General features: G+C 47.3%; 9 protein-coding genes. 2 read left to right on the plus strand and 7 right to left on the minus strand.

The window, feature by feature from the left end; all coding sequences use genetic code 11:
• The 4 genes from EZE20_RS19230 to EZE20_RS19245 form a co-directional block, all read right to left on the minus strand.
• Positions 1-3,331 (minus strand): Ig-like domain-containing protein (locus tag EZE20_RS19230; protein ID WP_132120750.1); only part of this gene is annotated, 3,331 nt, incomplete at its 3' end.
• A 229-nt stretch (positions 3,332-3,560) separates the two neighbouring features.
• Complete coding sequence (locus EZE20_RS19235; protein ID WP_207104707.1) at positions 3,561-4,067, minus strand: hypothetical protein; 507 nt, start codon at positions 4,065-4,067, stop codon at positions 3,561-3,563.
• Positions 4,068-4,113: 46 nt separating this feature from the next.
• Positions 4,114-5,529: a thioredoxin-like domain-containing protein gene (locus EZE20_RS19240; RefSeq protein ID WP_132120754.1), complete on the minus strand. Its 1,416-nt coding sequence runs from the start codon at positions 5,527-5,529 to the stop codon at positions 4,114-4,116.
• 93 nt (positions 5,530-5,622) lie between these two features.
• Positions 5,623-6,495 carry a fibrobacter succinogenes major paralogous domain-containing protein gene (locus tag EZE20_RS19245; RefSeq protein WP_132120756.1) on the minus strand — a complete coding sequence of 291 codons (873 nt, stop codon included), beginning with the start codon at positions 6,493-6,495 and terminating at the stop codon, positions 5,623-5,625.
• Positions 6,496-7,320: 825 nt separating this feature from the next.
• Here EZE20_RS19245 and EZE20_RS24670 point away from each other — a divergent pair.
• The gene (locus tag EZE20_RS24670; RefSeq protein WP_132120758.1) at positions 7,321-7,575 is read left to right on the plus strand and encodes a PIN domain-containing protein; all 255 of its coding nucleotides are present in this window, start codon (positions 7,321-7,323) and stop codon (positions 7,573-7,575) included.
• Here EZE20_RS24670 and EZE20_RS24130 read toward each other — a convergent pair.
• The 3 genes from EZE20_RS24130 to EZE20_RS19260 form a co-directional block, all read right to left on the minus strand.
• Entirely contained in the window at positions 7,491-7,697 is a 207-nt protein-coding gene (locus EZE20_RS24130) for a hypothetical protein (protein ID WP_165933529.1), read from the minus strand. The genes EZE20_RS24670 and EZE20_RS24130 overlap by 85 nt on opposite strands.
• A gap of 6 nt (positions 7,698-7,703) precedes the next feature.
• The gene (locus EZE20_RS19255) at positions 7,704-9,665 is read right to left on the minus strand and encodes a sensor histidine kinase (RefSeq protein ID WP_132120760.1); all 1,962 of its coding nucleotides are present in this window, start codon (positions 9,663-9,665) and stop codon (positions 7,704-7,706) included.
• 150 nt (positions 9,666-9,815) lie between these two features.
• Positions 9,816-10,505: a LytR/AlgR family response regulator transcription factor gene (locus EZE20_RS19260; protein WP_132120762.1), complete on the minus strand. Its 690-nt coding sequence runs from the start codon at positions 10,503-10,505 to the stop codon at positions 9,816-9,818.
• A 364-nt stretch (positions 10,506-10,869) separates the two neighbouring features.
• Between EZE20_RS19260 and EZE20_RS19265 the strand changes: the two genes are divergently transcribed.
• Positions 10,870-11,304: a helix-turn-helix transcriptional regulator gene (locus EZE20_RS19265; RefSeq protein ID WP_132120764.1), complete on the plus strand. Its 435-nt coding sequence runs from the start codon at positions 10,870-10,872 to the stop codon at positions 11,302-11,304.
• The last annotated feature ends 67 nt before the right edge of the window (positions 11,305-11,371 follow it).

Here is an 11,371-nt window from a genome sequence, read left to right on the forward strand (position 1 = left end):
CGTTGTCAGGACCACTGATCAGGCTGGCCGTAAGCGGGTCGCCGTCGGGGTCGCTGTCGTTGGTCAGCACGTTGCCCGATACGGGTTCATCCTGTACGGCGAGGGCAATGTCACCCACTGCCTGAGGCGTGCTGTTGGGGGCTGGTGTCACGGTAATAAATACCGTTGCCGTATCGCATAGCGAGGGCGTGCCGTTGTCACAAACCGTATAGGTAAACACATCACTGCCGATGAAGTCAGCCGCCGGCGTGTAAACATAGCTGCCGTCAGCATTTACGGTGAGCGTTCCGTTAGCAGGATTGGTCAATCCGGCAAACGTCAACGCATCTCCGTCGGGGTCGCTGTCGTTGGCAGCTACTGTTCCGGTCACGGGCGTGTTGACGGGCGTTGTATTGGCGTCGTCAACGGCTACCGGGGCCTGATTAGCAGCCGGATCCACCGGAGCCGGAAGTACCTGCACGATCACCTGTGCGCTGTCGCAAAGAGATGGCGTGCCCGTATCACAGACCCGGTAGGTGAGCGTATCGGTACCTATAAAGCCTGAATTAGGTGTATAGGTGATCGTACCGTCGGCATTAACCGAGGCCGTACCGTTGGCCGGTGCCTGCACGACCGTGGGGTTCTGCAACGCATCCCCATCCGGGTCCACGTCGTTAGCCAATACGTTTACGCTGAGCGGTGTGCCCTCCGTCGTCTGGGTGTTGTCGTTCAGCGCAATCGGAGCATCGTTGGCCGGAGTCGGATTCGGCTGTACGGTCACGGCCACGCAGGCGGTATCGCTGGCGATGCCGTCGGAAGCCGCGTAGCAGAACACATCCTCTCCCACAAAGCCTGGATCAGGCGTGTAGGTGTAGCTGCCGTCAGGGTTGAGCACAACCGTCCCGTTGTCAGGACCACTGATCAGACTGGCCGTAAGCGGGTCGCCGTCGGGGTCGCTGTCGTTGGTCAGCACGTTGCCCGATACGGGTTCATCCTGTACGGCGAGGGCAATGTCACCCACTGCCTGAGGCGTGCTGTTGGGGGCTGGTGTCACGGTAATAAATACCGTTGCCGTATCGCATAGCGAGGGCGTGCCGTTGTCACAAACCGTATAGGTAAACACATCACTGCCGATGAAGTCGGCGGCCGGCGTGTAGGTGTAGGTACCGTCAGCATTTACGGTGAGCGTTCCGTTGGCAGGATTGGTCAATCCGGCAAACGTCAACGCATCTCCGTCGGGGTCGCTGTCGTTGGCGGCTACCGTACCGGTCACGGGCGTGTTGACGGTGGTAGTATTGGCATCGTCAACGGCTACCGGGGCCTGATTAGCAGCCGGGTCCACCGGAGCCGGAAGTACCTGCACGATCACCTGTGCGCTGTCGCAAAGAGATGGCGTGCCCGTATCACAGACGCGGTAGGTGAGCGTATCCACTCCTACAAAACCTGGATCAGGCGTGTACAGAATGGTACCGTCGGGATTGACACTGGCCGTACCGTTGGCCGGTGCCTGCACGACCGTAGGGTTCTGCAGGGCGTCACCATCCGGGTCCACATCGTTAGCCAATACGTTTACGCTGAGCGGTGTGCCCTCCGTCGTCTGGGTGTTGTCGTTCAGCGCGAGTGGCGCGTCATTGGCCGGAGTCGGATTCGGCTGTACGGTCACGGCCACGCAGGCGGTATCGCTGGCGATGCCGTCGGAAGCCGCGTAGCAGAACACATCCTCTCCCACAAAGCCTGGATCAGGCGTGTAGGTGTAGCTGCCGTCAGGGTTGAGCACAACCGTCCCGTTGTCAGGACCACTGATCAGGCTGGCCGTAAGCGGGTCGCCGTCGGGGTCGCTGTCGTTGGTCAGCACGTTGCCCGATACGGGTTCATCCTGTACGGCGAGGGCAATGTCACCCACTGCCTGAGGTGTGCTGTTGGGGGCTGGTGTCACGGTAATAAATACCGTTGCCGTATCGCATACCGCAGGTGTTGCACCTTCTACACATATCTCATAAGTTACATCATAGGTCCCCGGAGCAGCTGCCGCAGGAATGTTGATGGTTCCGTCTGGATTGATGGTCACACCTGTAAGACCTCCATCATTTACTACGGTAGGTGTAGTGGTATTGGCATCAGTGGCCAATGCACCATTCACTAAGTCATTGGTAAACACGGTAGGTGTAGTACCGCCAGGTGCGATGCCCGTGAAGGTATCGTTTGTTGCTACTATGGTATTACACGTAGTAATATTCACAATAACTTCAGTAGCGGCATTACCATCGCCACTGTAACAGTCATTGGTAGCATCATAAATAGCCGCATAATACGTACCCGATGTACCTACTGTGGTAGGGTCGGCTATTTTATTGGCCGTAGTGGCGGGCAATGCCGTATGCCATGTAAGGACAGTATTGGCGGGTAGATTGCTTACCGAAACCGCCGTATTAAGATTTATTGTCGCAACAGGACATGTATTGTTAAGCGTGATGGGTTGCTGAACTGTGATTGCTACAACCGCCTGATCACAAACGGTAGGTGAGCCTTCCAAGCAAACCTCGTAGGTAACATTATAATTGCCAGTAGCTGCTCCCGCAGGAATGTTGATGGTTCCGTCTGGATTGATGGTTACGCCTGTAAGTCCTCCATCATTTACTACTGTAGGTGTAGTGGTATTGGCATCTGTGGCCAATGCACCATTCACTAAGTCATTGGTAAACACGGTAGGTGTAGTACCGCCAGGTGCTATGCCCGTGAAGGTATCGTTATTGGCAACGATAGTATTACAAGGAGAAATAATTTCTACTATAACCTCGGTAGCCGCGTTGCCATCACCACTGTAACAGTCATTGGTAGCATCAAAAAAAGCCGCATAATACGTACCCGATGTACCTACGGTGGTAGGGTCGGCTATTTTATTGGCCGTGGTGGCAGGTAAAGCCGTGTGCCACGTAAGGACCGTATTGGCTGGTAGATTGCTTACCGATACCGCCGTATTGAGATTTACCGTAGTAGCAGGACACACATTGCTAAGGCACAATGCGGACGTGATGGTTACGTTTAAGGTATTGCTCGAATAACAGTCATTGGTAGCATCAAAAAAAGCGGCGTAGTAAGTACCGGGCGAAAGTGCCGTGATACTACTGAGCTTATTGGCCGTAGTGGCAGGTGTGCCACTATGCCAGGTAAGGGTGGTATTGGCGGGCTGATTGGCCGCCGTAACACCCGTAAGATCGGCTGTGCCGGTGGTGCAACCTGCCGATAGACTGACCTGGGCATGGGATACCATGCTCACAGCCAATACCATCAACAGGCAGAACAGCAGCGAAAGCCTCCCTCTTTGTTTTATATGTTGGTATATGACATTCATTATTTATAATTTTTTAAATGACGTAATCGCTGACCCGTTTGGGGATGGTTCATAAAACGCATTAGGCTTTAAACACCAGTAGCGTAAAATCCTGTAAGTGAGTTGGTTACCCCATAGGGATTTTACGCTACGGCTTTAGTAGTAGTTCTGTACGGCGTGCCGATAAGCACCAAATACTTTTTTATGACCAAACCTTGCTTGACTCATTTTAATAAATATGAAATGTCACTTAATTTTTGACAAGTATGGGTGCTGCCGTTCCTGCATTACAAGAAGAAGACAGCACAAATACATAGGTTTGGTTAGTTTCTATCTCACAGGTACCATTATTGTATTTAAGGCTATACAAACCTCCTGTGGTAGCTGTATAATTGGCGGTAGTAGCACCACTTACGGTGGAACCATCATTGTACCACTGATAAGCAGAGCCCGTGCCGTTGTTGGTGCTTCCATTGAGGTTTACGCTGCCGCCGCTATCAATCAAAACCACTGATACGGTGCGGTCATCGGTACAGGAAGTGCTGGCATCGGTATAAGTAGCGTAATAATTGCCTACCGTTGTGGCATTGTAGGTGGCCGAATTGGCTCCCGAAATGGGTGCATCATCTTGAAACCACTGTATTCCTGTCGCTCCGCTGGGTACGCCGCTCAACGTTACTGGCAATGAGCCTGTGTATTGTGCCATGCTTACCAAGCTAAGCAACAAAAAGCTTATGAGTAAACTGAATTGTTTCATTTTAGTATTTTTTTAATTATTAATTTTTTAATACATATTTTGGGCATTACTGCCCTTTATTACTATCTGCCTGCTTCGCAAACATGTCCACCCAAGCTTGCACTTGTGCGACAGATTTGGGCCGAAGCAGGATTTTGCGTGCGTTATCTAATAGATACATCGTAGGCGTGGCAGATACATAGTAGCTTTCTACTATGGGGCTTTTCCACATTTGGTAGTCGCATAGGCTCGGGAAGGGAAACTGCCCCGCAAAACTGCGGAAGGCTTTCTCTTCGCTATCCAACGAAACAAAAACTACCTCCATACCTGCGGCTTTCCACTGTGCGTATTGCTGGGCTATCTTGGGTATCTCTTCGGTGCATTTTTGGCACCAACCAGCACCAAATACCACCAATTTGTACTTACTCTGGATGTCCGACAAGCGATTGATTTCTTTTCCTGCCGATAGGACTGTACCCGAAAACTGAATATCAGGTGCCGTATTGCCCACTTTCATGGCACGGTAGGTTTCTAATTGCTTTGCCAAATCATTGGTGAGCGTACAACTGCGATTATTCAATAGTTTGAGCGACAGATATTCCGAAGCCTCAAACAAACTTTGCCGCTCCAGCAAATCAAAGAGATAGTCGCCTATTTCGTTGAGTTTTGCCTCGTCGTGGGTAAGCGTAGCGAGCATCGTATCTATCGAGATTTTCATCTCGGCATAGACGCTTTCTAAGGATACGCCACTGTTTTCGAGCAACCAAAAATGCCCTTCTATCGCCTCTCGCTGCAAACCACTCTTGTAGAGCCGCTCGTCGCTGTAATTGAGCTGCCGAAAGGCGGCTATCGTGGCAGGAATTTCCTGTGGACGATACTTAGCCACCGCCTGCACATTGCTCACGAGCTTGCGGATGGGTAAATACCACCGTACATAACTCGTCTCGGGCAGTTGGCTCAAAAAAGCTTGCTCTTCGGTACGCAACCGCTGCTGTTCGGCAGAGATGGCGGTGCGGGTAGCCGTACTTTGTTGGAATAGACTATCTGCCTGATAGCTTTGCTCCAAAAACGTCCATGCCGATAATACCTGCTCCCTTTTGGGTTGCTCGGTGGCGTACTGCTCAAAAGCCCGCTGCTCGGCTCCGCTCACGATTTTTACGGTTTGCGGCAGATGGAGTAGCTCGCCCTTGATGTGCATAGCCTCACGAGAAAGTACCACAATATAAGGCTGTTGCCCTGCGGTGCTGAGCAAGCCCATGCCGTAGTCTCGGGCGGTGTATGCCAGCTGAAACGTACCATCTGCCGCCACCGTAGTGCTGTCTATGGTATAGGCATGCATACCCGCAAAGCCACGCAACACTACGCTCTGCCCCGCCAGCTGTGGAAACTGCCCATTTATGCCCTGCGACCACCCAAGGGTTGCTGATAGCAACAAGCAGAACAAGGCCAAGACAATTCCTTTTATGCGTTGATGATTTCTCATGTTTATCTATTAATCTTTGTTTATTTAATCATTCTTTCCGAAGTGAAAGGAATGATTAATCGTCAAATCAATCAATCCCGATAGCTTTCGGGTTTAATTCTTAATGCAACGAACAGACATGCCTTGAACACGCTGACCAGCAGACATGACGGCATTGCTACTAGTTAAAAATAAGTAGCGTGAATTGGGATTTTCAACGTTACGAGTCCAATATTGTCCGAAGCTACCCACAGCATCGACAGGAGCACCGAGGGCAGTGCCAGCGCGGCTACCAGCCAAAAGCAACTTAAGCGGAGAAGCATAAGCTCCAGCGGCGTTGTTAGAACTCCAAGATAATCGCTCTTGAATCAATTCAAATTCTGTAGGTAACCGGTAGCCGATTGGGCAAGGACTATTGTCACCACTTACACCTTGCCATACATCCTCCATATTAGTTGTTGTTAAATACCAACTGAATGGTGAGGCTCGGTTAATTATAAATAAACCATCCCATGTGTTTCCAGCATTAGGTACTATTGTTGAAGCGACTTCTTCTATGGTACCGCTTGTTCTACATTGATGCCCGTCAGCAAAGCGACCCCATTGGAATAAATCACCGTAAGAAGCAGCATCTGTACTACTGGTAGCTACTTGGCTTGCTCCAAGGTTTCTGTCCATCCATGTTTTTCCAGTAATAGGATTGGTTACATCTACTACTTGGGTAATTACACCGTTGCAATGGACATAGCCAGCAGGGAAAGCTGGTGCTGTAGGACATCCATTAGCACCCACAGGTGTACCCGCAGGCGTGCCAGGACAAGCATCTGTTGCATCAGGCACACCGTCACCATCGGAGTCAGGCCCAGTAGGGCAATTTTGGCAAGCTGCAGGGAGCGTTACGGTGGTTTGGGCCCAAGTGCTTTGCGTTGTTAGGCTCAATAGGGCTATCATAAAGCCAGCGATTTGTAAAAATTTTGATTGTCTCATTTTTTTTTAAATTTATTTTTTGCTCCGTGCTTGGAGCAGTTATTGAATCGTTTGTATAATTATTGTTGTTGAAAAATAAGGTATTGTGCGGTGGTGTTGGGTTTGGTTCAGGGGGAGTTGTTGAGCACGTATAACCTGAGCCTGGCACAGGGGCTACCCACGGGGGGCTTGGCGGCCTCCGGCGGGGAAGCGGCAGCGGGGCTATGCCATAGCTGCTTGTCTGATAGGAATACCACCACCGTCAGGAAGGTAACCACTTGGTGGGATTGGGTGAAGAGCTTGTAAATGTGTGTCATTCATCTGTTTGTTTGATTGTTTTTTAGGGGAAAGCAATGCCTCATTTTTTTTAAGTGGTTGAGCATAGGCCTGCTAAGGGTGTCAAAAGGAGACACTCAGCAAAAAGAAAAAATGACATAATGAATTGTAAAATCTTTGACATAAAAGGTTGATTATTTGAATCGTTTTGTCAACCGATTTCAATATTCGTGCAAAAAGTGATAGTTAAGCCCCAATTTGGTGAAGACCTGTTTTGATTTGTATATGAACTACAAACCGTATAAAAAGCTACCAGGATATTCTAGGCGAATGCCTGAGTTGTCAAAAGTCATGCCAAAGAGGGGCACTGTGAATCGGGGATTATTGGGGATTATATATAATCCCGCGAAGGATGCGGCGCAGACATTTGGAGTGTTGCTGCGCATGAAAATATGTAGTAGTCTTGTAATACGGATATAGAAGCCTGCGGCATGACAAAGTGATTGGGTGTGCGTCTCCGTCATGCCTTTGCCCGTGTCGCTGAGGCGAATATAGACTTGATGCGGCTCGGTGGCGGGTATTACCGGAATACTCAACAAATTACCGTTGGACACAAATACTTTGTTGGATGTATTCACTATTGAAGTCGCCGGCCATAATTTGGCTAAAACCATTGAGATTCGACGAAAACATAAAATCAAGTTGCCAGATGCTATCATAGCCGCAACGGCTCTAGTGCATCATCTGACATTGGTAACGAACAACGTAAGCGACTTTGCCAGGATTGAAAATTTATTGGTAGTGAACCCATTTGCCGCCAAATAGATAAAAAAGCACTTGGGGCGTAAAATGTCACTGCCCAGCAAGCTATCCCCAAAGCAAAAGAAGGGCATAATTTGATGCAACTGATGCTGCCGATCTACTTCAAATTGTGATGCCTGCGGCATGACACATTAATCTTCTTTGGGCAGTCTCAACAAAAACGTTGTACTATTTCCTTCTTTGCTTTCCACACCGATCGAGATTTTTGCCTGTTTTGCAAAGGTACTGACGATAATCAGGCCCAGGCCGAGATTGTCTTGCTTGGGTTGGAACCGCTGGGGAGTAGCCAACACCTCTCTGACCAATTGTAGTTGGGTGTCCGTCAGGCCTTTGCCCGTGTCGCTGATGAGAATATGGACTTCATTTGACTCGGTGACGGGTATTAGTTCGACTGACACGCTGCCTTGTGCAGGGGTGTGTTGGGTGGCATTATCAATGAGGTTGCGCAAAATGAGGTTGAGGGCGTTGGAATCTGTATAAACTGCCAGGTCGGCAGGGCAAGTGAGCGTTAAATTCACCCCTTTGAGGGCGGCCACCGTCCCATATACCGATAGTAAATCTTCCAGGAGAGGCCGCAGGGCGAAAGTGGTGAAGTTGGGCATTAAACTTCCTTTCTGCGACAACGCCCAGTACATCAGATTGTCGAGCATTTGTCGGATGTAGAGTCCTGATTGGTCAATGGAACGCGAAAGTTTGATGATGGACTGTTGGTCGCCGCGTTGAAGGAGTTTACTGAATACCTCGCTGAGGCCGTAAAATGCGTGTAACGGTCGGCGAAGGTCGTGGGCAATGATTCGGATAAACTCATCGCGGAGTTGCACAAGGGCATTGAGCCGGGCGTTAGACTGTCGTAAGCGCACCCCCAAATAGGTCAATGCCGCAGCGACCAGCACGGCAATACCCAGTAAGGTGAGGATGAAGCGATTTCGGTTTTCAATTTGGGTTTGCCGGAGACTCAGTTCGGCAATTTGTTTTTGTTTATTTTCAGCCTGAAACTCGATCAATTTTTGATTGCGCTCAATGTTGTAAATCGTATCTTTTATCGAAAGCATACTATCTGCATACAGCATTGCTTCCTGATACCGTCCACGACGGCTTAATTCATTTTTGAATGAATTGTAAAGACCTTGATAATTATAAGGGAAATTTTTTTGGGGAAATACACGAATCAAGGTGGATAATTTTTGGCATAAGGCCAATTTTTCATCATACCGATTTAAGGAACCGCAATCGTTGATTAAATTCTGTGTATATACGGCAGTGAGGTAGAATTGGTCGGGTTTGAGTTGTGTTAAAATCTCTTTATTGATTGCATAAGAAGCCGCATATTCTCCCCGGTAGTAGTGGATAACAGCAATATATCCTTTGAACGCTGTCCAGGCGTATTTACATTGCGGGTGACTTTCGATATATTTTAGGGTGTTTTGATACGATTGTAAAAGAGAGTCCTGATTGGTACCGGGCTTTAGGGCCTGGTAATAATAGGCCGCACTTTCCACGGCAATAAAATCGTGCATGTCAAAACGAGCCTTCAATAGTTGCCTTGCTCTGAGCAGATAATCCTGGGCAGCATATTGATCTCCTTTGTTCCTATGTGCAATTGTGTAGTTAATATTTACTAATCTTGTAAGTGCAGCGATCATACCAGAGGTATCTTTTGAGATTTCGCAATCTTCCAACAATTGCAAAGCGTTTTTGAAGTCAGACTTGACCCAAACGGCGGCAAGTGATTTTCCCAATGGATGGTTGAGGCGTTGGGCAAGTTGGCGTATGTCGGTGGTGTCACGGTTTTTTTTTTCTGGATAAGTAAAAGGATAGGTTCTATTGAGCCTTATCAAATTCTTCAATCGTTCCTGGGTGGGTTGTGGGTGGGTTTTGAGCCAATTTTCGAGGCTGTCCACGTTGTTGGTTTGGTAGGTATCCGAAAAACGGAACGTTTGAGCCGTGGCCTGACCAACAGGCTGCACGTACATGAGTAATAGAAGAAGAATAGCACGGCCTTTCTTCAAAAATAACTTAGAAAACTGAACAGCTTTTGGGAAGGTGAATCGAAAAGACATCGTCAACGGTCTTTCGGCAATTTGTAGATTCATAGCGAGTCGGGTAAACTTTATAGAATAGAGGGTTCCCCTCAGGGAAAAAGGTAGGGTTCAGCGAAACACCAACCTGGACTGCTCCTTTGGGGGAAGTCATGATTGTTGGTATGAAAAAAAATGGTCAGTGCCCGAAGGAGACTAGTAACATCAGGAACGCTTGTAAAAAGCGTCAATGAAAGCCCTGCGATAACTACGCCCAATGTCGAAGGTTTTTTGGCGAATCACGACGATATTTTTATACAGGTCGATGTGGTCAATGTAGTCAATATTGATGATTACCGATTTATGAATTCTGATAAAATGGTGATCTAGTGAAGGAATTATGGCCGGAAACGACATTTTTTGTACATAAATACGATCATTCGTTTTTATGCTTGAATAATTCTGATTCACCTCAATCCACCAAATTTCGTTCAGGGGAATGCTTTTCTTTGTGGCATACCGAATCGGCACTTCCAACGTAGCAATTTCCCGGCCCTTAAAAGTTCGTAGGGCGTTCTGAACAGCAGCCTGCAGGGTTAACTGGTGAAAAGGCTTTACATGAAAGCTAGAAGTCTCCAATTGGAGGGCGTGTTCAAGATGCATTTTTTCAGCAAATTCCGTGATGAAAAGAATAGGACAGCTGACGGGATTATCCCTAAAATAGTCGTAGGACAATCCATCAGGTAGCCTTACATCAGCGATAATATAATCAGGCTGAAACCGGGCAAGCCTGCAGGCGGCCTCGGATAAGCTACTGGAAATCTGAGGATTGTCGCCCCAATCTTCGACCGTAAGTTGCATTTTGATTTGCCAAATAGGATCATCTTCCAGAATTAATGCATGAGCGTGTGCCATCTTTATGTAGTATATTAAGGAGAGTTTATTGCCTAAATTTAAGAGAATTCGTGCAAAGCAGAAGTAAAACTGGATAAATTATGCTCAAAAATTGATATAAAATTGATTTATCTCCAACAAGTATACTTTTCCACGCAGTTCATCACATTTTGTATGAAAACTACAAAAAAATCAACCACCTTGCTACCCGTTTAAAATCCTTGTTACACTGCTTAACAAACTAGGTATCAAGTAAAATGTACACAATACGTGTACTAAATTTAGCCTACTTCATGTATCTTCTTACTAGTAAAATATTTTATTGGATTTTATACTTAACTATTGTTCAACCAACACTCACTAAATAACTCACCTCACAATTATTATGAATCATCAACTTAAAACAGGAACACGGGCTATTACCCTCCATTTAAGCAGCGATATCGGGCTTGATCATCTACTTGAAGCGCTTCAGCCTACTTTTAATATCCTGATCAGGGAGCCAAATCTGTTCGATTTGCAGGCGAAAGAGGTCAATACTCATGGAATTGAGGACGATTCTTATGATCAGATCAACAGAAATTACAAATTACCAGTAGAAAAAGAAGTGAAAAAAAAGCCGCTCAGCCCAAAAGAACTACAAATTCTGGAACTGATCTCGAAAGGCCAATCATACGAACAAGTCGCTGAAAATTTGAATATGAATATTAATGGAATCCGATATTACATCAAAAAGGTATACCAAAAACTAAATGTAAACAATTCCCGCGAAGCAGCATATATCTACTCTACAAGTCTATCGCAAAAGAAATACTCTTAGTTTTTGCTTGTCCATAGAGCTAAGTTATTGATTATGAACAGTAAAAAATCAGAACAAAGTGCTCGGC

The sequence above is a fragment of the Arundinibacter roseus genome, assembly GCF_004348825.1.
GTDB lineage: Bacteria > Bacteroidota > Bacteroidia > Cytophagales > Spirosomataceae > Arundinibacter > Arundinibacter roseus.